The organism is Gordonia crocea (genome assembly GCF_009932435.1).
GTDB lineage: Bacteria > Actinomycetota > Actinomycetes > Mycobacteriales > Mycobacteriaceae > Gordonia > Gordonia crocea.
The window spans coordinates 272,889-299,354 of sequence record NZ_BJOU01000017.1 but is presented as its reverse complement, the minus strand read 5'-3'; the positions used below and the strand labels follow the sequence as shown (position 1 = coordinate 299,354).

At 70.3% G+C, this 26,466-nt stretch carries 18 protein-coding genes; 9 read left to right on the top strand and 9 right to left on the bottom strand.

Features of this window, described 5'->3' with window-relative positions; all coding sequences use genetic code 11:
* Positions 1-12: 12 nt before the first annotated feature.
* Positions 13-2,526 carry a helix-turn-helix transcriptional regulator gene (locus tag nbrcactino_RS18450; RefSeq protein ID WP_161928309.1) on the bottom strand — a complete coding sequence of 838 codons (2,514 nt, stop codon included), beginning with the start codon at positions 2,524-2,526 and terminating at the stop codon, positions 13-15.
* Positions 2,527-2,657: 131 nt separating this feature from the next.
* Between nbrcactino_RS18450 and nbrcactino_RS16590 the strand changes: the two genes are divergently transcribed.
* On the top strand, positions 2,658-3,785 hold the full coding sequence (locus nbrcactino_RS16590) for a DUF475 domain-containing protein (protein ID WP_161928308.1): 1,128 nt from the start codon (positions 2,658-2,660) through the stop codon (positions 3,783-3,785).
* A gap of 7 nt (positions 3,786-3,792) precedes the next feature.
* On the opposite strand, the gene nbrcactino_RS16585 is transcribed toward nbrcactino_RS16590, so the two are convergent.
* Complete coding sequence (locus nbrcactino_RS16585; protein WP_161928307.1) at positions 3,793-5,238, bottom strand: phytoene desaturase family protein; 1,446 nt, start codon at positions 5,236-5,238, stop codon at positions 3,793-3,795.
* Between the two features lie 38 nt (positions 5,239-5,276).
* Between nbrcactino_RS16585 and nbrcactino_RS16580 the strand changes: the two genes are divergently transcribed.
* Entirely contained in the window at positions 5,277-7,289 is a 2,013-nt protein-coding gene (locus tag nbrcactino_RS16580; protein WP_161928306.1) for a TPM domain-containing protein, read from the top strand.
* Between the two features lie 23 nt (positions 7,290-7,312).
* Here nbrcactino_RS16580 and nbrcactino_RS16575 read toward each other — a convergent pair whose 3' ends face one another.
* Positions 7,313-8,026, bottom strand: coding sequence for a siderophore-interacting protein (locus nbrcactino_RS16575; protein ID WP_161928305.1), 714 nt, complete (start codon positions 8,024-8,026; stop codon positions 7,313-7,315).
* Between the two features lie 36 nt (positions 8,027-8,062).
* A complete protein-coding gene (locus nbrcactino_RS16570) occupies positions 8,063-9,100 on the bottom strand; it encodes a PorA family protein (protein WP_161928567.1) in 1,038 nt (345 codons plus the stop codon).
* Positions 9,101-9,216: 116 nt separating this feature from the next.
* On the opposite strand from nbrcactino_RS16570, the gene nbrcactino_RS16565 reads away from it, so the two are divergent.
* The gene (locus nbrcactino_RS16565; protein ID WP_186343413.1) at positions 9,217-10,476 is read left to right on the top strand and encodes an acyltransferase family protein; all 1,260 of its coding nucleotides are present in this window, start codon (positions 9,217-9,219) and stop codon (positions 10,474-10,476) included.
* Here the strand turns inward: nbrcactino_RS16565 and nbrcactino_RS16560 are convergent.
* Together nbrcactino_RS16560 and nbrcactino_RS16555 are read right to left on the bottom strand one after the other, a co-directional pair.
* On the bottom strand, positions 10,451-14,728 hold the full coding sequence (locus nbrcactino_RS16560; protein WP_161928595.1) for a DUF3367 domain-containing protein: 4,278 nt from the start codon (positions 14,726-14,728) through the stop codon (positions 10,451-10,453). The two genes, nbrcactino_RS16565 and nbrcactino_RS16560, sit on opposite strands and share 26 nt — an antisense overlap.
* A 29-nt stretch (positions 14,729-14,757) precedes the next feature.
* Positions 14,758-14,958, bottom strand: a complete 201-nt coding sequence (locus tag nbrcactino_RS16555; RefSeq protein WP_161928566.1) for a DUF2613 family protein — start codon at positions 14,956-14,958, stop codon at positions 14,758-14,760.
* 38 nt (positions 14,959-14,996) lie between these two features.
* Here nbrcactino_RS16555 and nbrcactino_RS16550 point away from each other — a divergent pair, with 38 nt between their 5' ends.
* The gene (locus nbrcactino_RS16550) at positions 14,997-16,178 is read left to right on the top strand and encodes a glycoside hydrolase family 3 N-terminal domain-containing protein (RefSeq protein ID WP_161928565.1); all 1,182 of its coding nucleotides are present in this window, start codon (positions 14,997-14,999) and stop codon (positions 16,176-16,178) included.
* A 232-nt stretch (positions 16,179-16,410) separates the two neighbouring features.
* On the top strand, positions 16,411-17,031 hold the full coding sequence (locus nbrcactino_RS16545; protein ID WP_161928593.1) for a TetR/AcrR family transcriptional regulator: 621 nt from the start codon (positions 16,411-16,413) through the stop codon (positions 17,029-17,031).
* 181 nt (positions 17,032-17,212) lie between these two features.
* On the opposite strand, the gene nbrcactino_RS16540 is transcribed toward nbrcactino_RS16545, so the two are convergent.
* Positions 17,213-18,103 (bottom strand): MaoC/PaaZ C-terminal domain-containing protein, encoded by an 891-nt coding sequence (locus tag nbrcactino_RS16540; protein WP_161928564.1) that lies wholly within the window; start codon positions 18,101-18,103, stop codon positions 17,213-17,215.
* Complete coding sequence (locus nbrcactino_RS16535; RefSeq protein ID WP_161928563.1) at positions 18,103-19,470, bottom strand: 3-oxoacyl-ACP reductase; 1,368 nt, start codon at positions 19,468-19,470, stop codon at positions 18,103-18,105. The genes nbrcactino_RS16540 and nbrcactino_RS16535 overlap by 1 nt, the downstream gene beginning before the upstream one ends.
* A gap of 137 nt (positions 19,471-19,607) precedes the next feature.
* Between nbrcactino_RS16535 and nbrcactino_RS16530 the strand changes: the two genes are divergently transcribed.
* From nbrcactino_RS16530 to gad, 4 genes are all read left to right on the top strand, one after another.
* Positions 19,608-20,993: an acetyl-CoA C-acetyltransferase gene (locus nbrcactino_RS16530; RefSeq protein WP_228460986.1), complete on the top strand. Its 1,386-nt coding sequence runs from the start codon at positions 19,608-19,610 to the stop codon at positions 20,991-20,993.
* Positions 20,994-21,149: 156 nt separating this feature from the next.
* On the top strand, positions 21,150-22,847 hold the full coding sequence (locus tag nbrcactino_RS16525; RefSeq protein ID WP_161928562.1) for a VanW family protein: 1,698 nt from the start codon (positions 21,150-21,152) through the stop codon (positions 22,845-22,847).
* Positions 22,848-22,904: 57 nt separating this feature from the next.
* The gene (locus nbrcactino_RS16520) at positions 22,905-23,681 is read left to right on the top strand and encodes an SDR family NAD(P)-dependent oxidoreductase (protein WP_161928561.1); all 777 of its coding nucleotides are present in this window, start codon (positions 22,905-22,907) and stop codon (positions 23,679-23,681) included.
* Between the two features lie 139 nt (positions 23,682-23,820).
* Positions 23,821-25,212, top strand: a complete 1,392-nt coding sequence (gene gad / locus nbrcactino_RS16515; protein ID WP_161928560.1) for a glutamate decarboxylase — start codon at positions 23,821-23,823, stop codon at positions 25,210-25,212.
* Here gad and nbrcactino_RS16510 read toward each other — a convergent pair.
* Positions 25,202-26,428 carry an MFS transporter gene (locus nbrcactino_RS16510; RefSeq protein ID WP_161928559.1) on the bottom strand — a complete coding sequence of 409 codons (1,227 nt, stop codon included), beginning with the start codon at positions 26,426-26,428 and terminating at the stop codon, positions 25,202-25,204. The two genes, gad and nbrcactino_RS16510, sit on opposite strands and share 11 nt — an antisense overlap.
* Between the last annotated feature and the right edge of the window lie 38 nt (positions 26,429-26,466).

Sequence of the window (26,466 nt, the reverse complement as noted above, 5' to 3'; positions counted from 1 at the left end):
GGGTGCTGATCGTTACGAACCCCGCACCGGCGCGCCGAGAATTTGTGACGCCCGGTAGAGGTGGCCTTCGACGGTGCGGACGGACACGACGAGGCGTTCGGCGATCTCCTTGTTGGACAGGCCGTTTGCGGCCAGCCGGACGATCTCGCGCTGCCGGTCGGTGAGCCCGTCGTCGGCGACGACGGCCGCCATGGCCGGGGTGTTCGCGCCGCTCTGGTCGGCCAGCGACTGCATTCGCTCGGTGGCGGTGAGCGCCGACCCGGACCGCTGCTCGCCGCGGTAGGCCGTCGCGGCCTGTGCGGCGGCGTCGGCCGCCTCGGGCAGGAGGCCGTATCGCTCGTACTCCTCGCTGCTGGCGATCAACGCGGCGCCGTCGGCGGCCGCCACCGCCGCGGCGTGCACCGCGGCCAACCGGGCCCGGGGAAGGTCGGGCAGCGCCTCGGCGAGTGCGGCCAGCCTCTCGGCGGCGGTGGCCGCACCGAAGCGCACCGCGGTCTGCAGGCAGTACACCTCAAACGCGGATTGTCCTGCGGCCCGGGCGGATTCCGCTGCGTCGAGGCACTGCCGAATGGCTGCTGATACCGCACCGGCCAAGGCATCAGACCAGGAGGCGACGGCCTGCCACAGCGGCCGCATCGAGGCATAGCCGGCATGGTCGCCGGCACTGAGCCGTTCCAACAGTGCGGTGAGGACCTCGTGGTCACCCGCTTGTGCGGCGACCTCGGCGCGTTCCAACGCGAAGCCGAACCACATCTCGGGCCCGCAGTCCGCGGCGTCGAACTCGGCGAGTGCCTCGTCGAGCGCGGCTCCCGCGGCGCGCAGGTTGCCGCGGGCGCTGGCGGCGATTCCATCGAAGCCGGTCAACCAGCCCGTGACCGCGCCGGGCTGGGGAGGGACCTGGGCGCGTACCGTCTCCCACGCGCGCTGGGCCAAATCGGGTGCGCCCGCGAGCTTCTGGGCGCGCAGGTGGGGGAAGGCCAGGGTCAGGCGCCAATAGCCGATCAGGGCCGAGGTTTCCGCGCGCACCGTCTCCGCGCGCATCACGTCGTCGAGTTCGCTCATCGCGCCGGTCTCCGCCAGGGCGGTCAGCTCGGCCCAGGCCACGGTGATGCGGGCCTGCTCGCTCTGCGGGGCCCCGGCGTGGAACCGGGCAAACAGCCCGATCGCCTCGCGGGGTGCGCCGGCCGCGGTCAGCAGCATGGCCTCGGCGGCCAGGGCCGCGGTCCCGGCCTGCGCGTCGGTCGCACGGGAGAGGACCCGGGCCGCCCCGGCGGCATCGTTGCGGCTCCACAGCCTGGTGTAGGCCATCAGGACCAGCAGTGATTCCCATTGCGGCGCAGTCAGATCCGCGGCCGAGATCCGGGCATACATGGTTTCGGCGCCGTCGGCGTCACCGAGCACGGTCATCGCGTGCGCCGCCGTCAACTGTGCGGCGGCGAGGTGCGGTCCCGGGCCGACCCGGCTCGCCAGATCGATGGCGAGGGGCAGCGCCGCCAGCCCGATCGCACCCACCGACCCGTCGACGAGCGCGGCATCCAGGTCCGGCGCATCGGATCGGCTCGCCAGCAGTGCACGCTTCACCGCGGCGGCTCCGTCGGTGGCGGAGTCGGCCGCGAGCGCCTCGACCAGCCGGGTACGCAGGCGCCGCAGCCGGGATTCGGCGACGGTGGCCAACCGGACCTCGCCGTAAAGCGGGTGCGCGAGGTGGACACCGGCGCCGCGCTCGGCGCTGGCGTCGGTGACGAGGATCAACCGGGCCGACTCCGCCGCCTCCACCGCGGCGGCCCCGGTGATCCCGGTGAGCACCGAGTGGGGGAGGGGGTCGCCGAGGGCGACGAGGTCGAGCACCTCGAGAACCTCGGCGGACAGCGGGCGCAACCGGGTGGCGATGAGATCGACCAGCGTCGTGGGCAGGTGACGGCCGGGGTCGTCGACCTCCCGCGCCGCGTCGGGGTCGGCCAACAATGCGGTGAGGAACAGGGGGTTGCCCTCCGAGCGGTGCCACAGCCGGGCGAGGGCTTCGTCATCGACGTCGGGGCCAAGGACGGTTCGAGCGAGTGCGTCGACCTCCGGCCGCGGCAGCGGTGCCAGCTCGATCCGGTCCAGGCCGTCGACACGCAACAGGTCGGCGAGGTCCGGACCCGCCTCCTCATCGCCGGTCCGCCAGATCAGGACCACCGGTACCGACGGGGACTGCGCGAGGGCGCGGGTGACCGCGAGGGAGAGTGGGTCGAGTTCTTGGACATCATCGACGACGACGAGGGATTCGCCGGGCGGGCTGGACAAGGCGGCGATCAACTGCCCGATCCGCAGGGCGGGATCGGCCTCGCCGCCGGTCAGGTACTCCGCATACGCGCCGAGGGGGACCGTCGAGATAGCCGCGCTGCCGCGCACGCGGCGGACGGTCCGCGAGCCGGTGGTCGCCTCCTCGGCGAGCCGGGTCTTGCCGATTCCCGCCGGTCCGGACACGAGAACGGCGCGGACCCCCTCGTCGAGTCCGCTGCGAATCCGGGCGACCTCACTCACCCTCCCCACCAGGGGCCATCGCGGAGCCATCGATCTCAGAGTAGTGGGAGCGGAACGGGATTGGGCGGTCCCGGACGGCGCTGGGCCCACAGGTCGCCCGTTCGGGGCATACCGCCTGAGAGAATGAACCCGTGTTCCGCATCTTCGGGCTGTCCGTCTTCGTCTCCATCGCCGCGGTCGTGGCCGCCTACCTCTACGGGTTGACCTCCCCGTTGGGGGCCGCGCAGGCCGTCGCACTGGTCCTCATCCTGGGCATCCTGGAGATCTCGCTGTCCTTCGACAACGCCGTCATCAACGCCTCGATCCTGCGCCAGATGAGCCCGTTCTGGCAGCGGATGTTCCTCACCGTCGGCATCCTCATCGCGGTCTTCGGCATGCGGCTGGTGTTCCCGTTGCTCATCGTCTGGGCCACCACCAACCCGCGGTTGGGGCCGGTGGAGGCGATCCGCCTGGCCCTTAACCCGCCCACCGACGGCAGTCCCACCTACGAGTCGATCATCACCGCGGCCCACCCGCAGATCGCCGCCTTCGGCGGGATGTTCCTGCTGATGCTCTTCCTCGACTTCATGCTCGGCCAGAAGGACCGCCGGTGGATGAGGCGGATCGAAGGGCTGCTGGAGCGGATGGGGCGGGTTGCCCAGGCCTCGGTGATCCTCGCATTGGTGGCCCTGGTGGGGACCGCCCAGTTCCTCGCCGACGACGGCCAGCGCCACGTCGTGCTCGTCGCCGGCATCTTGGGTCTGCTGACCTACCTCCTCGTCAACGGGCTCTCGAACTACTTCCACATCGAGCCGCCGGAGGAGGCCCCGATGGCCGACGCCCTGGACTTCGAGGGGTCGCCGGCACGGACCGGACCCAGCCAAGCGGCCGTGGTCACCGGCAAGGCCGCCTTCATGCTCTTCCTCTACCTCGAGGTCCTCGACGCGTCCTTCTCCTTCGATGGGGTGATCGGCGCTTTCGCCATCACCGCCGACCCGATCATCATCGCGCTGGGCCTCGGTCTCATCGGGGCGATGTTCGTCCGCTCGCTCACCGTCTTCATGGTCCGCCGTGGCACGCTGGACGAGTACGTCTACCTCGAGAACGGGGCGCACTGGGCGATCGGCGCCCTGGCCGTCATGCTGCTGGTCTCCATCGGCCACCACATCCCGGAGGTCGTGACCGGGTTGACCGGGGTGTTCATCATCGCCGCCTCCTTCCTCTCCAGCATCTACCTGCGCAAGCAGGAGGCCCCGGCGGCAGCAGCCGCCGACCGCTGAGGGGTGGTCAGCGCGCCAGGCCGAAGCGCGCCGCCCGGTAGCCGCACATGCCGTGCACCCCGCCGCCCGGTGCGGTGGCCGACGAGCAGAGGTAGACCCCGGGGACCCCGGTGGCATACGGGTTCGGTGCGACGGGGTTGACCGGCCACCGCGGCCGGGCCAGGATCTGCCGCAGCGAGGTGGCACCCGACGCGATGTCGCCGCCGACGTAGTTGGCGTCGTAGTCGCCGAGCCCGGCGGCCGTCGTCACCCGGGAGGCGAGGATGACGTCGCGGAAGCCGGGTGCGCAGCGCTCCAGTTCGTCGATCATCGCCGGGCCCATGTCGGTCGACGACCCGTGCGGCACGTGGCAGTACGCCCAGGCGGTGTGGCGACCGGTCGCCCCCGCGCGCGTCGGGTCGATCCGGGTGGGTTCCCCCGCCAGCAGCCAGGGTCTGCCCGGGTGGTCGCCGCGGGCGACGGTGGCTTCGGTGTCGGCGATCTGGCGGTAGTCGCGGGCGACGTGGACCGTCGCGGTCCGGGTCGGGGCGTCGGTGCGCCACGGGATCGGTTCGGACAGCAGGAAATCGATCTTGCAGACCCCGGGCCCATACCGCCACCGTTCATAGCGGCGCCGTGCGCGCGGCGCCAGCCGGTCGCCGAGGATGGCCGCCAGGTCGCGTGCCGAGGTGTCGAAGTAGTACTGCGCCGCGGGTGGCAGCTCCTCGAACCGCCGGATGGGGCGGCCCGTCTCGATCACCCCGTCGGCCGCCCGCAGACAGGAGACGAGGGCATCGGCGATCGCCTGCGATCCGCCGACCGCGATCGGCCACCCGGTCACCGAGGCCGGGGCGAGCAGCAGCAACCCCGGACCGGTCGAGGCCGGCGCCGACATCGGCATGATCGCGTGCGCGGCGACGCCCGCGAACAGCGCCCGGGTCGTCTCGTCGCGAAACGCGCGGGTGAACACGTCGACGGGCAGGAGTGCCCGCGCCCCGAAGCCGGCCATCAGCAGCGGCCGGTGGGGGAGGCGCACCGGCCGCAGCACCTCGTCGACGAGTGGGGCCAGCCGATCGGGTGCGGTCTCGACCAACCGGCGCCACGCCGTCCCGTCGGCGCCGAGGCCGGCCGCGGTGGCGCCGGAGTCGCGGAACACGGCCAGCGCGCGCGATTCGTCGACGACGTGGGCCAGGGACACCTCGGGGGTGGCCCAGGTCAACCCGTGTTCGGCCAGGCCCAGCTCGGCGAAGGCCGGCGAGACGCGGCCCAACGGGTGGACCGCCGAACACAGGTCGTGAACGACACCGGATTCGAAGAGTTCGGCGCTGCGGGTTCCCCCGCCCACGGTGTCGGCGGCCTCCACGACCAGTACCCGCCGCCCGGCGCGTGCCAGGGTCGCCGCCGCGGTCAGCCCGTTGGGTCCGGATCCCACGACGACGGCATCCCACTGCGCCGAGCCCCGCCACGCCGTCATCGCGCCACTATCCCACGGCGACGGACTATGTTGAACCCATGGCTTTCGCTCGTTTGATCCTCCGCCAGCTCGCCGCTGCGATCGTCGTGTTCGCATCGGCGTTCGTCGGGATGGCGGGGGCGGGGGCGGCCCATGCCGAACCCCCGATGACCCTGCCCGAACAGATGCAGATCCACGACCCGGCCGGGGTGATCAGCGCCGCGGACCGCGCCGAGCTGCAACGGGCCATCGAGCACCTCTACACCGAGCGCGGGTTGAGCCTGTGGGTGGTTTACGTGAAGAACTTCGGCAACCTCACCGCCGCGGACTGGTCGGCTCAGGTCGTCACCGCCAGCGAGTTCACCGAGCGCGACGTTCTGCTCGCCGTGGCCACCGACGCGCACCGCTACTACCTGTCGGCCCCCGAAGGCCTCACCCAGGAAAAGGTCAATGCCGTCGCGGCGAAAGACGTTGAACCGCAACTGAAGAAGGGCGCGTGGGCCGCGGCCGGGGTCGGCGCGGCGAACGGGATCGACAAGGCGCTCTCCCCGTCGAACACGGCCGCCTACGTGGCGGCGGGCGTCGGCGGCACGGCGGTCGTCGCTGGCGGCGGGGCCTACCTGTACACGCGGCGGCGCCGGGAACAGGAGGCGAAGGCGCAGATCGATTCGCTGCGCCAGGCCTCCGACGAACTCACCGTCGACCAGCTCGGATCCCAGTCGATCGAGGTGCTCGACGAGTGGTCCAAGGAGATCCTCACCGACACCGACAACGCCGTGCGGACCAGCGCCGAGGAACTGCGCCTCGCCGTCGACGAGTTCGGCGAGCAGGCCACGGCACCGTTTCGGGCCGCCCTCGACGCGGCACAGCGCGGCGTGGCCAATTCCTTCGTGCTGCGCCAGCGCCTCGACGACGCGATCGAAGAGACCTCCGACGAGCGGCGCTCGATGCTCGTGGAGATCATCACCACCTGTCACGATGTCGACGGCGCCCTGGACGAGCAGGTGCGGGCCTTCGACGAGATGCGCAACCTCCTTCTCGGTGCGCCGGACCGCCTCGACGACCTGACCCGCCGGATCGTCGACCTCAAGACCCGCTCGCAAACCGCCGAGGCGTCGCTCGCCGTGCTGATCGCCAAGCACGGGGAGGCCCGGGTCAAAGCCGTCTCGCACAACGTGGAGCTCGCGGAGAAACAGATCGCCTTCGCCGAGGAGAACGTCGACGACGGTCGCGAGGCCGTCACCAAACCGGCCGGTCGGCAGGGGGCCGCGGTCGCGGCCATCCGTGCCGCCGAGGGCGCCGTGGCCCAGGCCGACAAACTGCTCAACGCGATCGCCAACGCCGACGCCGCGATCGGCGAGGCGGCCACGCGGCTGCCCGGGCTGATCGACGAGGTCACCGGGGAGCTCAAGGAGGCTGAGGGCCTCACCGCCACGCCCGAGCTGACCGCAGCGGTCGCCGCGGCGCGCGAGGCCCTCGACTATGCCTCGGCCAACGTCGAGTCCGACCCGTTCGGCGCGTTCAACGCACTGGTCGAGTGCGATGCCGAGTTGGACCAGGCACTCACCGCGGGGCGGGCCGAAGTCAGCCTGCGCAAGCGCAACGTCGAACTGCGCGAGCGGGGAACGGCCGCGGCGGAGGGCAAAGTCTCCGCCGCCCGCGACTTCATCGCCACGCGGCGCGGGGCCGTGCAGACGCAGGCCCGGACCCGGCTCGCGGAGGCCGAGCGGCTTCTCGCCTCGGCCCAGGCGCGGCCCGAGGCCGAGACCACGGCGGCCATCGACGAGGCGCGCCGGGCCGGTTCTCTCGCCGACGAGGCGTTGATGAGTGCCCAGGCCGACGTCGTGTCGTGGCAGCAGACCGAGCGCCCCACCACCCAGGGCGGGGATGCGTCGGCGATCGGCGCGGTGCTCGGCGGAATCCTCGTCGACAGTTTCCTGCGCGGCGGGGGCCGCCTGGACACCGGCGGAGCCCGCCGCGGCGGCGACGGCTACACCTACGAGGGCCGTTCGCCGGGTTCGTTCGGCGGGTCGAGCAGCTCGGGCCGGATCGGCGTCGGCGGCCGCTTCTAGCCTCGTCCCGCTCCGGACTCGTCCTAGTCGAGGCCGGCGCGGCCCTTGGCCCAGTAGGCCTTCCCGTGGACCTTCCGCGCCGATAGTTCGCGGGCGCTGCGCCGGACCGCGCGGACGGTGGCCACATCGCCGGTGACGACGATGTCGAACGGGTCTTTGATGTCGGCGGCGTGGTCTCGCAGGTGCCCCAGCAGTGCGCCGCGGTCGTCGTCCTTGGCGACCACGACCCGCTGTGCCGCCGGTAGGCCGAGGGCGTCGAGCGCGGCGGTCAGGGCCGCGAGGTCGACGGATTCGAACACGTGGAAGGCGTGGGGGCGCAGCGCGTGGAAGGCGCTGGCGAGTCCGATGCTCGTCTCGTCGCCCACGAAAACCGCGTCGTCGGCGAGATCGCCGAGGGGCAGCGAGCGGCGCGGGCCGAAGACCTCGCAGACGTCGCCCACCGCAACCTCGCCGAACCATCGGCCGCCCGGCCCGTGGTCGGCATTCCAGCCGATCACCTGGGTCGACGCGGTGTCGTTGTCCCAGCTGACGGGCGTATACGTGCGCAACTGGAAGCCGCCGCGCTGTGCGCGGAGCTGCAGTTTCATCCCGGGAGACCAGTTTGAGCTGCTAAAGCCGGGACTGGTCAGGGTGACCCGGACGAAACCCGGTGCCACCGGTGCGACGTCGCGGACCTCGGCGTTGCGCAGGACCAGGTCGCTGACGATGTCTGCCAGACGCGAGCCGATTGCGGCCATGCCATACCCCCTAAGTAAGGTATGCCTACCCTATATTCACGGTCGGTCTCCGGCAACGCCCTGTTCGGTGCCGCGGGGCTCGCGACGCCGGTGCAGCAGCAGGCCCGCGATGGCGGCGATGGCCAGCAGACCCGCGACCAGGGGGACCACCCGCCTCGCGAGCCATATCGGTCGGGCCTGCGCACGGGCCGCCGCCACCAGGGTCTTGCGGGTCTTGGCGTCGTAGCGCAGCGTGGCGTCGAACTCGGTGAGTCGACGGTCGCCGGCGCGGTACTCGCGCGTCACGGCGATCTCCGCGTCGACGATCAGTCCCGACTTCTGGTCGATCCACAGGGTGTAGCTCCCCCGCTGGTGCGAGTCGGCGGTCACGTTCGCCCCCGGCCAGCCGAACCAGGCACCGGGTTTGGTGATCCGGCTGTGCGGGTCGGCGCCGGGCAGGGCGGCGAGGTCGGTGTCGGGGATCTCCGCGCGCATCCGCGTGACGTCGAGGCCGTCGACGGTATCGGTTCCGAGGGGCACCAGCGGCACGCTGCGCCGCGTCACCGGGTCGAAGAACCGCAGTTCGGTCCCGGTGTTGGGGGCGGCCAGGTAGGTGAGGCCGTCGCGGTGCGGCAGCAGCGCCGCCGGTCGGGTGGAATCGGTTTGGATACTCGATTCGCCGGTCGGTGCGGCGGTGGTGCGCTCGACCGTCACCCGGTCGACCGCGGCCATCAGCACCGGGCTCGCGCATCCGCCGCCGTCGGCGTCGTCGCGGCGCAGCGCGGTACTGGCCTGGACCGTCGCGATCCGACGGTCCGCCGGCCGGACCACGACGATGCGCTGGCTGCGCAGCAGTCGGCGCGGGGGCAGCATCGCGGCCGCCGGACGGTCCACCGAGCACCGGTCCAGCGTGGGCACCGGGGCCGTCGACGTCGCCACTGAGACGAGGTTCGTGTCCAGTGAGACCCGCGAGAGCTGGGGCGCGAGGACCGTCGGGGACGCCACCGCCACGGTCGCCAGCATCGCCGCGGCGAACACCAACACCGGTGTCAGCAGCTGTGCGGTGGACCAGCGGGTGGGTTGGGCATCGGGCACGCAGGCGAGCGTACCGCTCTACGCTGGTCGACGATGGCAGTGACGAGACGATGGCAGTGACGAGACGATGGCAGTGACGAGACGATGGCAGTGACGAGACGATGGCAGTGACGACGATGGCAGTGACGACGCTGGCAGTGACGAAGGGCGTGCGGACGACGGGCACCGGAACGCGCCGCTACTACCCGCAAATGGAGGGGATGCGGGCGGTGGCGGCGCTGGGCGTGCTGACCACCCACGTCGCCTTCCAGACCGGGATGGTCGTCCGGCCGGTCGTCGGGCCGGTGTTGGGCCGCCTCGACCTCGCGGTCGCGCTGTTCTTCGCGCTGTCGGGATTCCTGCTGTGGCAGCCCCACGCCGCGGCCGCGCGCGGGTTGGCACCCGAACCGAGCCTGATCCGATACGTGCGGCACCGGTTCTGGCGGATCTGGCCGGCCTACGCCGTCGTCGTCGTGGTCGTCCTCGTCCTTCTCCCCGAAGCACACACCACCGATCCGGTCGTATGGCTGGCGAACCTCACGCTCACCCAGGTCTTCGTGCCGCTGTCGCTGACCGCGGGCCTCACCCAGATGTGGAGCCTGTCGGTCGAGGTCCTGTTCTACGCCGTGCTGCCCGTGCTCGCCTGGCTGTTGGTGTCGCTGCGGGGCAAGCGGGCGCGGTGGCGGCCGGCGGCGGTCGCCGGGCTCGGCACGGTGGCGCTGGCGTGGGGGCCGGTCGCCTCGCTGATCCCCGCCCCCGACGGGACCGAGCCGCAGAACTGGTTGATCGGCCACCTGCCGTGGTTCGTCGCCGGGTTGTTGTTGGCGGAGCTGGTGGCGTGGCGGTCATCGGGTCAGCCGATGCCCGCGGTGCTCCGGCGCCTGTGCTCGGTGAGCTCGCACCGCGCGGTGATGCTGTTGGTCTTCCTCGTCGCCTACGGCCTGGCCTGCACCCCGCTGGCCGGGCCGGTCGGGATGGGGGAGCTCAGCGCCGCGGGCTTTGCGACGAAGATCGGGCTGGGGGCGATCGGGGCGTACGCGATCCTCGCCCCGCTCGCCCTGGTCGACGGACCGTTCCGGTTCCTCGCCTCTCCGGTCATGACGACGCTGGGGCGGTGGTCCTACGGGATCTTCATCTGGCACGTCGCCGTGCTGGCGGTCGTGTTCGGGCTGTTCGGGATCATCCCGTTCAGCGGATCCTTCCTCCTGGTGTGGGTGATCACCGCTGCGCTGTCGGTCGGGGTCGCGGCCGCCAGCTATGCCTTCGTCGAAGATCCGATCCGGCGGTGGGCCACCCGCGGTGATCGGGCGCCGATGCTGCCAGAAACAGCCGAATCGACGGGGGTCGAGGGAAATATGCCCTCGACACCGCCTATTTCGGACGATTTTGGTCGCTAACGGCGCGCCACCCGGTCACGGCGACCGCGGCCAGCGCGAGGCCTTGGACCCACCAGTCGAAACCGGTGTAGCCGGTCGGTGACTGCCACGGTCCGGCGGCCAGCCCGCAGGTCGCCGCGAAGAACAGGGCGAAGGCTGCCACCACGGGGGCGCCGCGCCAGCGCGTCTCGTCGGAACGCCCGGTCCACCACCACATTCCGGCGCCGACCGCCGCCGACACCGCCAGACCCCACCAGCCGGCCAGCAGCCACGATCCGCCGAGGCAGGCGAGTGCGCCGACCCTGCTGAGGGCGGGCCCACGTACGGGACCGGTCTCGTCCCCGATGGCGAGCGACGGGGTGGACCGAATCGGAAGCAGGGCGAGTGCGAGGACGACCGCGAGCACCAACAGTCCCAGTCCCAGGGCCCAGCGATACGGGCCGTCGAGCGGATAGGTCAGCGCCACGACGCCGCCGGTGCCGGGCGGGATCACCCAGCCCTGCTGCCAGCCGTTGACGGTCACCGCGGTCAGGTCCGTGCCGCCCAGCCGGGCCCGCCAACCGGGGTTCGCGCTCTCCGGGACGACCAGGACGCGGGCGACATGCGCCGCGTCGACCCTCACCTCGCGCCGGGTGGCATCCCAGCGCGGCGTGGTCGGGTGTTGGGGTGCCTGCGTGGTGTCCGACGGAGAGATCGTGAGGTCGATTCCCTCGACGGCAGTCGATAAGTCGACTCCGTCGACGGCAGTCGATAAGTCGACTCCGTCGACGGTGAACCCGGGGCCCGGGTTCACCGTCAGTTCCTGCTCGCCGGCGCCGAGGAGGATCGGGCCGCAGGGCGCAGCCCGCACCGGCGCACCCGAGCGGAGCGCCCCGACACTCGTGTTCACCTGCAGCGGCACGACCTGGCCGGACACGTTGAGGGTCAATCCGAAGTCGCACCCCAGGTGGACGGGCCGACCGTCGTCGGCGGCCGGCATCGGCGCGCCCGGCACGATGGCGATCTCGCTGATCCCGACCGGGGCGGTGCGGGCGAAGCCGAGGTTGTTGACGTTGATCAGGTCGCTGCCGCGCCGGACGGTGAGCACGATGCGGTCGGTGACGGCGGGATCGAGGACAACCGTCCCGTCGGCGCCGACGCGGCGGATCTGTTCCCCGGTGCCGAGGTCGACGGCCACCTCCACGGTCGTCGCCGGATAGCCCCTGGGTGAGGTGAGCACCAGCTTCTCGACGCGTTGCCGTGCGGGGAGGCGCAGTTCGAGCCGGGCCCGCTTGGCCTCCTTCGACCGTTTGCGGTGTTTGCCGTCCTTCGGTGGCGCGGCGGTCGTCTCCGCACTGGCCTCGGGTGCGAGCCAGGTCGTCGTCGGGTCCCCGTCGACGGCGGCGGCCGCCGATCCGCGCGGGTCGGCGACCGCCGACTCCCCGGTGGCCACGACTCTGCCGGGCTGGGACAACAGCCGATTCAGCCCGTCGCCGGGGCGGGGGCGCAGGGTCACCGTCGCGGCGACCCGTCGGGGACTCGGCACCGACAACACCCGGGAGAAGGCCCCGGGGGTCTCGGGGGACACGGCCAACCCGGGCGAGCAGTGGACCCGACCGGGCGCGCTGACGCTCGGCGCGCCGACGACGCATTCGGCCCGCCCCGGCTGCTCTTGGCGCAACGACCACCCGGCCACCGTCGCGCCGTGGGGCGTCGGCGGGAGGACCACCCGGTGGCGGATCCGCAGCGGCTGGCCCGAAGCCAGGTCGGCCAGCGATACCTCGGCCAGCGCGAACTGGTTCCCGGCACCGCCGTTCGTGGTCGAGATCGCCCGGATCTGGATGCGTTCGGTGGCCCCGGGAGGCAACGAGACCGTCACCGGCTCGCCGGGTTTGACGCCGGTGGCGACCGCGGTGCCGTGGTCGGTGGTGACCAGGATGCCGGTCACGTCGGGGCCGAGCGCCTTCGACGTCGTGACCGTGACCGCGAGGTTGGCGCGGGGGCGGGTGAACTCGAGCGCCATCCACTGCCCGACGGCGCGGTCGATGCCCGCGCTGGCCCACGACGTCGACCCGTCGTCGTCGAAGGCGGCCGCGGCACTGCGGGCCGGTGCCGACTGGCCCGGTTGGGTGGCATCGGCGGCCGACGACGAGACGCGGACGCGAACCTGGTCGGGGGCGTTGTCGAGCAACCACTGTCCGACGACGCGCGGTGGTTCGGCCCCGCGCGAACTCGCCGCCGAACTCGCCGAACCGGCCGGATAGTCCGCGACGGCGTTCTTCGTGCGCCGCGGATCGCCGGGCGAACGGATCGCCGAGCGGTTGTCGTCGACGCGGCCGAAATCGGTCTCCCGGTCGGTCGGCGAATCGGTGACCCACAGCGGCGCCGGTGGCAGACCGGCGGTGCGCGCGTCCTCGTCGAGGATTGACAGGCGCCCGGCCGGCGCCCCCTCCGGGCCGCCCTGGACCCGGGGCATCGAGGCGAGATCGGCGAGCACCGGGCCGGTGCCGGGGAACAGCCGCGCGTCGACGGCGAAGATCTGGACGGCCGGCAGCGGCGGCCGCAATCCGTCGTCGACGACGACGCCCCGCACCACCGTCGGGGCCACCTCCGGGCCGAAACGCGCGACCATGCGCAGGCCCGGTGACTGCAGCAGGGCCTGTTGGGCCAGCAATGGTCGTGCCGAGCGGGATTCGCGCGGATCGAGGTCGGCGCGCAGGACGACATACCCCACGCCCATCTGTGCGAGGAGCGGCGCCAACTCCGGCGACGCACGGCCGTCGGCGATGTCGCGCTGCACGACGTCGAGCGCGCGGATCGCCGTCGGCGGGACCAGCGGAATGGCGTCGCGCACCGCCCACGGCGAGGCGGCCAGCGCCTGCATCGGCTCGTCGCGGGTGGTGCCCCACAACTGTTGCGCGAACGGCGAGCCGGGGACCACGAGCGCCCGGGCCGGCGTGCCCGAGTCGTCGTTGGCGCGATCGAGCCAGGTCGCGGCATCGCGCCAATAGCCGGGCAGGGAACGGTAAGTGGCGTCGCCCGCCAGCCCACCGGTCCAGGCGAGGGTGCCCGCCCCCAATAGTGCGACGAGGAGCACGATCGCCGCCGCGACCGGCCGCGAGCGCTGCGGGTGGGCGAATCCGGCGAGGGATTCACCGACCGGCACGGCCGGGGGGAGGGGGACCCGCGCGAGCAGGTGGGCGATACCGAGGACGAGGGGGATGCGCAGGAAGGGGTCGAACTTGTGCAGGTTGCGCAGCGGTGCCCCGGCGCCGTCGAGGAAGTCCCGGATGGGTTCGGCAACCGGCGAGCCCCACTGGCCGGCGAACCCGAGGCACATCAACGCCAGCCCGACGCCGAGGACGGCGACCAGGGCGCGTCGTCGGGGCAGGGCGGACATGGTCAACCCGGCGAGCCCGGCCGCGGCCAACACGCCGGTGGCCAACACCGCCGCCGGCTGGGTCACCAGGATGGCGCCGGCGACACGCTCCGGGGAGACGAACGGCGTCCACGAACTGGTGCCGCGCAGCACCTCGGTCAACGACGACCACTGCGTCGTCACCCGCGACGACTCGATGAAGTCGAGGAACGGCGGGCTCACCCGCGACAACAACGCCAGTGGGACGATCCACCACGCGCACACCAGCGCCGCGCCCACCGCCCACCAGGCGCCGAAGCGGGCCCATCGTCGGCGATCGGCACGCCGGTAGCTCAAGGCCCACCAGAGCACGCCGACCGCGGTGGCGGCCACCGTCGCGACCGCGTTCACCGCGCCCATCAACGCGATGGGCACCGCGGCCCGCAGGCCCAGCCGCCAGGTCGGGACCGTCGTCGACGACAACCCGGTCACCACGCCGAGCACCACCCACGGCGCCAGCATCATCGGCAGGGTCTCCGAGGAGATCGAGCCGATCGTCGTCAGCACCCGAGGGCTCAGTGCGAACACCGCGCCGGCCAGCAGTCGTGAACCGGGCGAGCCGATACCGAGCGCCTCGGCCAGTTTCACGATGCCGACGACGCCGACGGCCAGGAGCAACGCCCACCACAGACGCTGGGTGATCCACGGTGGGATGTGCAACAGGTGGCCGAGCGCGAAGAATGCGCCGTGCGGGAAGAAATAGCCGTAGGCCTGGTTCTGGACCTGGCCGAGGGGGGCGGTGGGCGTCCACAGGTGCGCGGCCCGGGACAGGAATCCCAGCGGGTTGGCGGTCAGGTCGAGCTTGGTGTCGGCGGCGATGCGCCCGGGCGACTGGGCGAACGCCAGCAGGAGGGCGGCGACGCAGATTGCCGCGATTCCGCGGCGGGTCAGGCGGTGAGCGGTGCTCAGTTGGCGGCTCCGCCGTCGCCGCGGGAACCGTAGTCGACGCTGCCGGGGACGAAGCCGTCGTTGGGGTTCACGCGATTGGCGTCGGTCGCGGGACTGGAGCTGGTGGCGATCAGTGCGGCCGCGAAGATTCCGAGAACACCGACGAGGATGCCGATGGCTGCGGCGACAGCTCCGGCGACCAGGCGGTAGTTGAGCATGGCCTCGAAACTACCATCGACATGTGAGACTCGACTGCATGCATACGCGCAGAACGCTCGGGTTTGTTTCCGCCGTCACAGTCGGCGCCCTGGTGATGGGGGCCTGTTCGACGTCGGAACCCGCAGCGACCGACAGTTCCGCTTCCTCCCCGTCGGCATCGTCGCCGACCTCGTCGGCGCCCCCGTCGTCGTCGGCGGTCGCCGCGGCACCCGGGTGCATCAGCACCGAACTCGCCGCAATGACCACCCGCCGCAAGCTCGCGCAAATGCTGATGGTCGGGGTGAAGGACGCCGCCGATGCGCGCGCCGTCGTGCACAAGGAGCGGATCGGCGGCATCTTCGTCGGGAGTTGGACCGATAAGACGATCCTGACCTCGGGTGCGGCGAAAACCCTGTCCACCGGGCGGGTGCCGGTCATGGTGTCGGTCGACCAGGAGGGTGGCCGCGTTTCCCGACTGAAGTCCCTCGGCATCGACTCGCCGGCGCCACGCGAGCTGGCCAAGACGAAGACGCCCGCGCAGGTGCGGCAGCTGGCGTTCGGGATCGGCAAGCAGTTGCGGGCGCTGGGCATCACGGTCGATTTCGCGCCGGTCATCGATGTCAGCGACCAGGGGGATGACACCGTCATCGGCGACCGGTCCTTCTCGAGTGATCCGGTCACCGTCACCAAATATGGGCGTGCGTTCGCCGCGGGGCTGCGCGACGCGGGCATCATGCCGGTCTTCAAGCACTTCCCGGGGCACGGCCACGGGTCGGGGGATTCGCACACGGGAACCGTGCGCACGCCGCCGCTGTCGGACCTGGTCACCAACGACCTGGTGCCGTTCCGCACGCTGTTGAAGATGCCCGGTGTCGCCGCGATGGCCGGCCATCTGATCGTTCCCGGGCTGACCGGCAACGAACTGCCGGCGAGTGTCAATCCCAAGGCGATCCAGATGCTGCGCACCGGGCGGGGTTACAACGGCCCGGCGTTTCGCGGTGTGATCTTCTCCGACGACCTGTCGGGCATGGCGGCGATCACCGAGAAGTACCCGATCGAGCAGGCCGCGCCGATGGCGTTGGCCGCGGGTTCGGATATCGCGCTGTGGTTGACCACCGACAAGGTGACCGCCGTGCTGGACGCCTTGGAGAAGTCGGTCGCCGACGGGAAGCTGTCGATGACGCATGTCGATGCCGCCGTCACCCGGATCCTGCGGGCGAAGAAGCTCAAGCGCTGCTAACCCGTCGAGTGGGCCCTCGATCTCGTCGAGTGGGCCCTCAATCTCGCCGACTGAGCCCTCAATCCCGCCGACTGAGCCCTCAATCCCGCCGAGTGGGCCCTCAATCTCGTCAACTGGGCCCTCGATCTCGTCGAGTGGGCCCTCAATCCCGCCGACTGGACCCTCAGACAAACTTACTGATCGGTAACAAGTGCGGTAGAGTCGTATTAACTTGTGACGGGAGTTGACGACGTTGGCCGGTGGGACAAAGCGGTTACCGCGCGCGGTGCGCGAGCAGCAGATGCTCGACGCCGCGGTGAAGGTGTTTGCCGCAAACGGGTACAGCGATGCGTCGATGGATGCGATCGCCGCGGAAGCGAAGATCAGCAAACCGATGCTCTATCTCTACTACGGCTCGAAGGACGAGTTGTTCAGCGCCTGCATCGCGCGTGAATCCGCGAAGTTCATCGACGCCATGTCGATTGGATTCAATCCTGCACTCAGCCCACGGGAGCAAACTCGCACCGTCGTGCGTGAGTTCCTGAAATTCGTCCACGAGAATGCCCAATCGTGGCAGGTGCTCTACAGCGTCGCCGTCGGGACCGCGACTTTCGCCGATCTCGTGGTCCAGAGTCGTCGTCGGGTCATTGAGATGGTTGCAGCGCTGATCAAGCAAGGCACGACAGTTGAAGGCGCGACGGAAGTCGATTTCGAGTTGACCGCTGTGGCTCTGGTCGGAGCGGGCGAGGCCGTCGGCGATCGGATCAGTCATGGCGACGTGTCGCTTGAGACCGCCACCGACCTCCTCGTCGGAATCACCTGGCGCGGTTTGAAGGGCGTTGGCGTGCATATCGACGCGCCGGCAGAAGCCTGATCATCGGAAAGCCGGGGCCCACTCGACGAGATCGAGGGCCCACTCGGCGGGATTGAGGGCCCAGTCGACGGGATCGAGGGCCCAGTCGGCGGAGACGAACGAACCCCGCACCACTCTGGACTCGTCCAGCGCAGGTGCGGGGTTCGATGTTCTCGCGTGGGAGACGCCCACTCGGAGACACCTACGAGATCTGGCGCGTCGACCCGGTGAGGTGCGGGAAGCCCTTCTTGCGGTCGAGGAGCGAGATGTCGTAGTCGCCCCGGCCGCCGGCCGGCTTCGTGTACAGGTTCACCTTCGCCGGCAACAGGATCGGCTTGCCGAAGCGGACCTGGTACTCGACCGCGTCGGGCAGTTGGCGCTCGACGTTGGCGACCGCGGCCGCCGCGCTCCACATGCCGTGCGCGATCGCGCGCGGGAAGCCGAACGCCTTGGCGGGCAGATTCCCCATGTGAATCGGGTTCCGGTCGCCCGACGCCGACGCGTAGTTGCGGATCTGGCCGAGGTTCACCGACAGCACCGCGTCCGGCGGGGGCGGAGTGCCCTCCTTGGGGACCGGTCCGCTCGGCTCGCCGGACAGACTGGTCCGCTGCTGCGAAAGGAAGGTGCCGACCTGCTCGTAGACCAGCTCGCCGCCCACCTCGAACGTCGACGTGACGTCGATCAACAGCCCCTTGCGGTGCTCGCGGAGATTCCCCGCCTGCGTGCTGATCGTGAGGTGCTCGTTGACCGAGATGGGGCGGAAGCGGCGGATGCGGTTCAGCGCATGCACCGATCCGACGGCACCGAACGGGAACTCGCGGCTGGTCATGAGCTTCATGACGAGCGGGAACTGCAGCACGAACGGGTAGGTCAGCGGCAGGGTGTCACCCAGCTGCATTCCGGTCGTGCGGCAGTACTCCTGCACGCGGTTCAGCTCGGCCGGGCCGAGCGTCAACCGGTAGACCGTGTCCGGGACGGGCGCGTCGGCCCGTGCCGGACCCGACTTCCCGACCACGGGCAGCAGGGCGCCCGCGGCGCGCGCGTACAGGTCGAGGTTCGACGGCACTGCGTCGAGAGTGATGACCTTGCCCATCACGCACCCAGCAGGCTCTGACCGCAGACGCGGACGACGTTGCCGGTCACCGAGCTCGACGCCGGGTTGGCGTACCAGGCGACGGTCTCGGCGACGTCGACGGTCTGCCCGCCCTGCTGCAGCGAGTTCATGCGACGGCCGACCTCGCGGGTGGCCAGCGGGATGGCCGCGGTCATGGCGGTCTCGATGAAGCCCGGAGCGACGGCGTTGATGGTGACGCCCTCCTTGGCCAGGATCGGGGCGTAGGCGTCGACGAGGCCGATGACACCGGCCTTGGAGGTGCCGTAGTTGGTCTGGCCGCGGTTGCCCGCGATACCGGCGATCGACGACACGTCGATCACCGCGCCGCCCTTGCGCAGCGCCTTGGCCTTCACCAGGCCGTCGACGAGGCGCTGCGGGGCCAGCAGGTTCACGCCGATGACGGCGTTCCAGCGGGCCTCGTCCATGTTGGCGAGCAGCTTGTCGCGGGTGATGCCCGCGTTGTTGACGATGATGTCCAGTCCGCCGTGGCGCTCGAGAACGTGCTCGGCGATGGTCTGGGCGGCGTCCTCGGCGGTGACGTCGAGCGGCAGGGCGGTGCCCTTGACCTTGTTCGCGGTCTCGCTCAGCGCCTCACCGGCGGCCGGGATGTCGGCGGCGATGACGTGGGCTCCGTCGCGGGCCAGGACCTCGGCGATGGTCGCACCGATGCCGCGGGCGGCGCCGGTGACGAGGGCGACGCGGCCGGCCAGCGGCTTGTCCCAGTCCTCGGGAGCGGTGGCGTCGTCCTCGCCGATGCGGATGACCTGGGCGTCGACGTAGGCCGACTTGCCCGACAGCAGGAAGCGCAGGGTCGACTCGACGCCGGACAGGCCGGTCTTGGCCTTCGGGTGCACGTAGACCAGCTGGGCGGTGGCACCGTTGCGCAGTTCCTTGCCCAGCGACCGGGTGAAGCCCTCGAGGGCGCGCTGGGCGACCTGCTCGTCGGGCTTGCGGCACAGCTCGGGGTGGGTGCCGAACACGACGTAGCGCGCCGAGTTGCCCGTCGACCGCATGACCGGACCGAAGAACTCGAACAGCTGCTGCAGGCCGGCCGGGTCGGTGATGCCGGTCGCGTCGAAGACGGCGGCACCGAGCTTGTCGGCCCCGCGGCCGGTGGTGTTGTTGCTGATCAGGTCGTAGCCGTCGGCTGCGGTCAGGATCTCGCGCAGCGGCTCGACGAGGCGGCCCTCGCCGCCCAGGATGACCGGGCCGCCGAGCGGTGCCTGCGACGCGGAGTAGCGGCGCAGGGTCGGCGGCTGCGGCAGGCCGACGCGGCTGGCGATGAACGAGCCAGGGCCGGAGGTGACGAAGGCCGAGTAGAGGTCCTTGTTGGCTTTACCGGACACGGATTACTCCTTTGAGAGTTGTGTGGTTTTCGCGACGTTGGGTTGCGGTCGGCTCGACCCGAGTCGACAAGCAACTTACTCGGGAGTAAGAATACTCTACGAGAAGTACGCCAACCACTCAGGAGTAGGAAGAGCCAATGGCCACCACCCCCAGCAATCCGGCGAAGAAGGCCGCCCCCGCCCGCAAGGCCGCTGCCAAGAAGGCGGCACCGAAGGCCGCCAGCGGTTCGGTGAGCGCGTTCGCCACCGCCCCGAAGCGCAAGGTCGCGATCCTCGGCGGCAACCGCATTCCGTTCGCGCGCCAGGACAAGGCCTATGCGACGGCCAGCAACCAGGAGATGTTCACCGCCGTCCTCTCGGGACTGGTGAGCCGCTTCAACCTGCAGGGTGAGCAGCTGGGCATGGTCGCCGGCGGCGCCGTGCTGAAGCACTCGCGCGACTTCAACCTGATCCGTGAGTCGGTGCTCGGCTCGGAGCTGTCGCCCTACACGCCGGCCTTCGACGTGCAGCAGGCGTGTGGCACCGGTCTGCAGGCCATCACCGCGGTCTCCGACGGCATCGCCTCGGGCCGTTACGACGTCGCCATCGGCGGTGGCGTCGACACCACCTCGGATGCGCCGATCGGTGTCTCCGAGGCGATGCGCCGCCAGATGCTCGAGGTCAACCGGGCCCGCAGCACCGGTGACCGGATCAAGGCCGCCTTGGCCCTGGCGACCAAGCTGGGCATCGAAATCCCCCGCAACGGGGAGCCGCGCACCGGGCTGTCGATGGGCGAGCACGCCGCCATCACCGCCAAGGAGTTCGGCATCAAGCGCGAAGACCAGGACAAGCTGGCCGCTGCGAGCCACCAGAAGATGGGCAAGGCCTACGACAGCGGCTTCTTCGACGACCTGGTCACCCCGTACCGCGGCCTGACCCGCGACGAAAACCTGCGCCCCAACTCGTCGGTGGAGAAGCTGGCCACCCTCAAGCCGGTGTTCGGCGTCTCCCTCGGCGACGCGACGATGACCGCGGGCAACTCGACTCCGCTGTCCGACGGCGCGTCGGCGGTGCTGCTCTCCTCGGAGGAGTGGGCGGCGGAGAAGGGCCTGCCGGTCTTGGCCTACTTCGTCGACAGCGAGACGGCGGCGGTCGACTACGTCAACGGCCCCGACGGCCTGCTGATGGCCCCGACCTACGCGGTGCCGCGGCTGCTCGAGCGCAACGGCCTGACCCTGCAGGACTTCGACTTCTACGAGATCCACGAGGCCTTCGCTTCTGTGGTGTTGGCCACACTGGCCGCGTGGGAGTCCGAGGAGTACTGCACCGAGCGCCTGGGCCTGTCCAAGGCGCTGGGTTCCATCGACCGGAACAAGCTGAATGTCAACGGATCGTCGCTGGCAGCGGGGCATCCGTTCGCCGCTACCGGCGGTCGAATCGTCGCGCAGGCCGCCAAGCAGATCAAGGAAAACGGTGGTGGCCGCGCCCTCGTTTCGATCTGTGCCGCCGGCGGCCAGGGCGTCACGGCGATCATCGAGGGCTGATCGCGGTGTAACGCCCTGCGGGCGCCCATCGATATCCAGGATGGCCCGATTGAACTGCATGACCCCCCGACCGGCAGTTCAATCGGGCCTATCCTTTTGGTCAGTTCGATGCCGCCAGCAGGCGATCACCGGGGTTACCCAGTACATTTGGTCCTGATGTCCGCCCCCACCAACCGCCGACGACGACGCTTGGCCACCACTGGCCGAGTGGCTGCGGCGTCCCTGTTGGTTTTCAGCGCGGTCACCGGAGCCGATGCGTGGGCCACACACGGCCGCACCGCCCGCGGCACGACGGTCGCCGATCTGCCGCTCAGCAACAAGGTCCGCGTCGACGTCGACAAGGGGCTCGACGACCTCCGCCAAGTCATCGCCGCGCCGGTGCGGGTGCGTACCTCGTCGGGGCACGCGCAGTTCACCGCCGAGCAACTCGGCCTCTCCTTCGACGAGGGGCGCACGATCAACCGGGCGATGGAGCAACCACACAACCCGCTGACCCGGTTCCTGGCCGTGTTCGGGGTGAAGCGCCACGTCCGCCCGGTCGTCACCGTGGACCGCACCAAGTTCGACAAGGCGCTCGACTCGGAGCGCAAGACGCTGGAGAAGGCCGCCGTGGAGGGCGGGGTGCACTACACCGTCGACGGGGATCGGGTGACCGCCCACCCGGACATGCCGGCCAGCGGGCTGCGGATCAATCGCGACCGGGCGGCGGAGTTGATCGCCGCGCACTGGCTCGACGGTGACGAGATCCTGTTCCCGATGGAGCAGTTCTATCCGACGGTCACCGCGGCGAAGGTCACCGCGACACTCGACGGCCCGGCCCGGGCGGCCGTCGCCAAGCCGATCACGCTCAAGGCGCGCGGCAAGACGCTCGAACTCCCGCCCAGCCGGTTCGCACCGCTCGTCACATTCGGCCCGGACGGCAAGGGCGGGCTCGCCCCGCAGGTCGACGACGACAAGCTCAAAGCCGCGTTGGCGGAGTTGGGCCAAACCCAGTCCAAGCCCAAGAGCGCGACCTTCACCATGCGCGGCGGACGGCCCACCGTGGTGCCGGGCAATTCCGGATTCACCGTCGACTGGCCGGCCACGGCCTCGACGGTGGCGTCGACCGTGACGGGCGCCGAACGCGCCGCCGATGTCGCGTACCGGGAGAACAAGCCACGCCTGACGACCGAGGCCGCCCGCAAGCTGGGGGTCCGGGAAGTGGTCAGCGAATTCTCCACGTCGGGGTTCTCCCAGACCTCCGGCGAGAACATCCGCCGCGTCGCGAACGCGGTCGACGGCGCGCTGGTGAAGCCGGGAAACAAGTTCTCGCTCAACAACTTCACCGGTCCGCGCGGCGAGGCGCAGGGCTATGTGTCGTCGACGATCATCGACCACGGGCACGCGTCGAAGGCGGTCGGCGGCGGCATCTCGCAGTTCGCGACCACCCTCTACAACGCGGCCTACTTCGCCGGGCTCGAGGACATCACCCACACCGAGCACAGCTACTACATCTCGCGATACCCCGAGGCGCGCGAAGCGACCGTGTTCGAGGGGGCGATCGACCTGGTGTTCCGCAACAACACCCCCTTCGGCATCTACATCGAGACGTCGTGGTCGTCGTCGGCGGTCTCGGTGCGGATGTGGAGCACCAAGACGACGAACGTCGAGTCGGTCACTGGTACCCGGCACTCGTACACCGATCCGCCGAAGCTGGTGCTGCCCAAGGGCGAGAACTGCCTGCCGTCCAACGGCAGCCGCGGGTTCACGACGTCGAACACCCGCATCGTCACCGACGCCAAGACGGGAAAAGTCATCTCGCGCCATACCCGGACGGTCAAGTACGACCCGGAACCCAACGTCACTTGCAAGTAGGCCGGTATCCGACCCCGAGGGTTACCTGAATCACACGGTTCTCGTATCCTCGGCGGTATGGATATCAAGGGAGCAAGTGCAATCGTCACCGGTGGTGCGTCCGGTATCGGCGCGGCCTCTGCCCGTCGCCTCGCCGCGCAGGGCGCCAAGGTCGTCATCGCCGACCTGAAGGCCGAGGACGGTGAGAAGATCGCGTCGGAGATCGGCGGCACCTTCGTCACCGTCGACGTCACCGACACCGAGCAGATCAAGGCGGCGATCAACGCCGCCGTCGAGCTCGGCCCGCTGCGCGCGGTGGTGAACTCGGCCGGCATCGGCTGGGCGCAGCGCACCATCGGCAAGGACGGTGAGTTCGACTCCGCCCACAACCTGGACCTGTACAAGAAGGTCATCGCCATCAACCTGGTCGGCACCTTCGACGTCGTGCGCCTGGCCGCGACCGCGATGAGCCGCAACGAGCCCAACGAGAACGGCGAGCGCGGTGCGATCGTCAACCTGGCCAGCGTTGCGGCCTTCGACGGCCAGATCGGCCAAGCCGCCTACTCGTCGTCGAAGGGCGGCGTCGTCGGCATGACCCTGCCGGTGGCACGCGACCTGTCGGCCGTGGGCGTGCGCGTCAACTGCATCGCCCCCGGGCTGATCGACACCCCGATCTACGGCGAGGGGCCCGAGTCGGAGGCGTTCAAGGCCAAGCTCGGTGAGAGCGTCCTGTTCCCGAAGCGTCTCGGCGTGCCCGACGAGCTGGCCTCGATGGTCGAGGAGCTGATCACCAACTCCTACATGAACGCCGAGGTCGTTCGCGTCGACGGCGGCATCCGGATGCCACCGAAGTAGGCGGTCCCACCCGATCGATCACCGCCCCCGTGCGCGCCCGTCGCGCACGGGGGCGCTTTGTTGTCCGGATTGATACCGTGCCGGTGGCTCGCTTCAGTACGGTGGGCGGTAATCCGATCGGCGAAAAGGTGTGACGCACATGGCAATGCAGGGTGACGACGGCGGCGACAAGTTGAGCATCAACCCGGTGTTCGTGCGGCCGGGGGAGGCGACCTCGTACCCGAAGGACCGCTTCCCGCAGGAGGAGAGCCTGCCGTCGACGGCGTATCAGGTGGTGCACGACCGGGCGATGCTCGACGGCAACGCGCGATTGAACCTGGCGACCTTCGTCGGCACGTGGATGGACGACGAGGCGGTCAGGCTCTACACCGAGGCCTTCGACAAGAACATGGTCGACAAGGACGAGTACCCGGCGACCGCGGAGATCGAATCGCAGTGCGCCACCATGATCGCCGACCTCTGGCACGCGCCCGATCCCGACGCCACGATCGGCACGTCGACGATCGGCTCGTCGGAGGCGGCCATGCTCGGCGGGCTGGCGATGAAGCGGCGTTGGCGCCATGCGCGCACGGCCGCCGGCAAACCCGTCGACAAGCCGAACCTGGTGCTCTCCAGCGCGGTTCAGGTGTGTTGGGAGAAGTTCTGCAACTACTTCGACGTCGAGCCCCGCTTCGTCCCGATCAGCCACGAACACAAGGTGCTCGACGGCTTCGAGTTGGAGAAGTACATCGACGAGAACACCATCGGGGTCGTCGCGATCATGGGCGTCACCTACACCGGGATGTACGAGCCGGTGAAGAAGATCGCCGCCAAACTCGACGAGATCGAGCGTGACACCGGGCTGGACATCCCGATCCACGTCGACGGGGCGTCGGGCGGCTTCATCGCCCCGTTCTGCCAGCCCGAGCTGGAGTGGGACTTCCGCGTCGACCGGGTGGTCTCGATCAACACCTCCGGACACAAGTACGGGTTGGTGTACCCGGGCCTGGGCTGGGTGGTGTGGCGCGACAAGACGGTGTTGCCCGACGACCTGGTCTTCTACGTCAGCTACCTCGGCGGCGACATGCCGACGCTGGCGCTGAACTTCTCCCGGCCCGGGGCGCAGGTGTTGTTGCAGTACTACCTGTTCCTGCGGTTGGGTGCCGACGGCTATCAGCGGGTGCAGCAGTCCTGCCTCGACGTGGCGCAGCATCTCGCGTCGGGGATCGCCGCGATGGCGCCGTTCGAGTTGTGGAACGACGGGTCGGACATCCCGGTGTTCGCCTGGTACCTCAAGGACGGGGCGAGTAAGAACTGGACGCTCTACGACCTGGCCGACCGGCTGCGGTTGCGCGGGTGGCTGGTGCCGGCCTACCCGATGCCCGACGACCTGTCAGGGCTGACGGTCCAGCGGATCGTGGTGCGCAACGGGTTGAGCCGCGACCTGGCCGACCAGTTGCTCGAGGAGATCACGAGCCAGGTGGCATTCCTTGACTCGTTGGACGGTCCGATGCCGCGCGACGGCAAGACCACACCGCAGTTCACCCACTGACGCCGCAGGGCGGCGATACCTCGGTGATCACGACGGGCCGGTCGCGCACGCCGCGGAGACCGATGACGGCTGCGCCCAGCGCGGCCAGCGCCACCACGAGCACGAACCACGGAAAGATCGCCTCGGTGCCGAAGCGGGAGGCCAGGGCACCCGCGGTGATGGTCGGGATCGCCATCGCCAGGTAGCCGAGCAGGTAGTAGGCGCTCATCACGGCGCCGCGCGCGTCGGCGGGGGTGACCTGGTTGAGGTGGCGCAGCGATCCGCCGAAGGCGAGTCCGAAGGCGGCGCCGAGGACGACGGAGTCGGCGATGATGAACCAGGTTGCCCCGGTGTCCAGGGCCCAGACGGCGCAGCCGAGTGCGACGATCATCCCCAGGTTCCCCACGATGGCGGTGCTCCGCGGGTTGAAGCGGCCGCTCAACCACTGCGACAGCGCCGAGGCCGCCGCCATCGCCGAGATCACGACGCCCACGAACATGACCGAGGTGTGTCCGGTGGCCCGCTGGGTCAGTGCCGGGTAGAGGCTGAGGAAGACGCCGAGCACCGACCACGACGTGAAGATGCCGATTCCGGAGAAGGAGAAGTCGGCCCGGATCGAGGACGGCACGGCCGGAGCGGCGATCCGGATACGCTCACCGGTCCGGTCTTGGTGCGGTTCGACGAGTACGAGCAGCGCGACCATCATGACCGCGACGACCGCTGCGACGATCGCAAAGGGCAGTCGTAGCGGGATCGACGACCACTGGGCCGCGGCGGCCGAACCCAGCGCGGTGATCGCGATGCCGACGTTGAGCGCGACGCCGCTGAGCATCCCGTTGCGCGCCCCGTCGTGCGGCCGGACGTCGAGCAGGGCGGCGCCGGAGACGACGGTGATCGCCCCGATCGCCGCGCCGTGCAGGAACCGGGCGATCTCCAGGTGCCACGCCTGCCCGGCGACGAGGAACAGGCCCAGGCCGACGAGGATGGCGGTCAGGGCGGCGATGAGGACCGGTTTGCGGCCGATGGAGTCGGAGATCGGTCCGACGGTGAGCGCCGAGCCCAGGGCGCCGAGCGCATAGACGGCGAAGACGATGGTGATCGTCAGCGGGGACAGGTGCCATTGGCTCTGATAGATCGGATACAGCGGCGACGGCAGGCCCGAGACGCCGAGGGCGAGGGCGAGCAGTGCGAGCAGGAAGCCGAAGGCCCACCGCTGCGGATGCTGCGCCGACGTCATTGCTCCGACGGTACCCGACCGATAGAACAGCGGCCCGC

Bases quoted from the DNA above. Each gene is read 5' to 3' on its own strand.
- nbrcactino_RS16585 (WP_161928307.1), bottom strand. From the start codon at position 5,238: ATGACGGCGTGGCGGGGCTCGGCGCAGTGGGATGCCGTCGTCGTGGGA.
- nbrcactino_RS16580 (WP_161928306.1), top strand. From the start codon at position 5,277: ATGGCTTTCGCTCGTTTGATCCTCCGCCAGCTCGCCGCTGCGATCGTC.
- nbrcactino_RS16575 (WP_161928305.1), bottom strand. From the start codon at position 8,026: ATGGCCGCAATCGGCTCGCGTCTGGCAGACATCGTCAGCGACCTGGTC.
- nbrcactino_RS16565 (WP_186343413.1), top strand. From the start codon at position 9,217: ATGGCAGTGACGACGCTGGCAGTGACGAAGGGCGTGCGGACGACGGGC.
- nbrcactino_RS16555 (WP_161928566.1), bottom strand. From the start codon at position 14,958: ATGCTCAACTACCGCCTGGTCGCCGGAGCTGTCGCCGCAGCCATCGGC.
- nbrcactino_RS16550 (WP_161928565.1), top strand. From the start codon at position 14,997: ATGCATACGCGCAGAACGCTCGGGTTTGTTTCCGCCGTCACAGTCGGC.
- nbrcactino_RS16540 (WP_161928564.1), bottom strand. From the start codon at position 18,103: ATGGGCAAGGTCATCACTCTCGACGCAGTGCCGTCGAACCTCGACCTG.
- nbrcactino_RS16530 (WP_228460986.1), top strand. From the start codon at position 19,608: ATGGCCACCACCCCCAGCAATCCGGCGAAGAAGGCCGCCCCCGCCCGC.
- nbrcactino_RS16525 (WP_161928562.1), top strand. From the start codon at position 21,150: ATGTCCGCCCCCACCAACCGCCGACGACGACGCTTGGCCACCACTGGC.
- nbrcactino_RS16520 (WP_161928561.1), top strand. From the start codon at position 22,905: ATGGATATCAAGGGAGCAAGTGCAATCGTCACCGGTGGTGCGTCCGGT.
- gad (WP_161928560.1), top strand. From the start codon at position 23,821: ATGGCAATGCAGGGTGACGACGGCGGCGACAAGTTGAGCATCAACCCG.
- nbrcactino_RS16510 (WP_161928559.1), bottom strand. From the start codon at position 26,428: ATGACGTCGGCGCAGCATCCGCAGCGGTGGGCCTTCGGCTTCCTGCTC.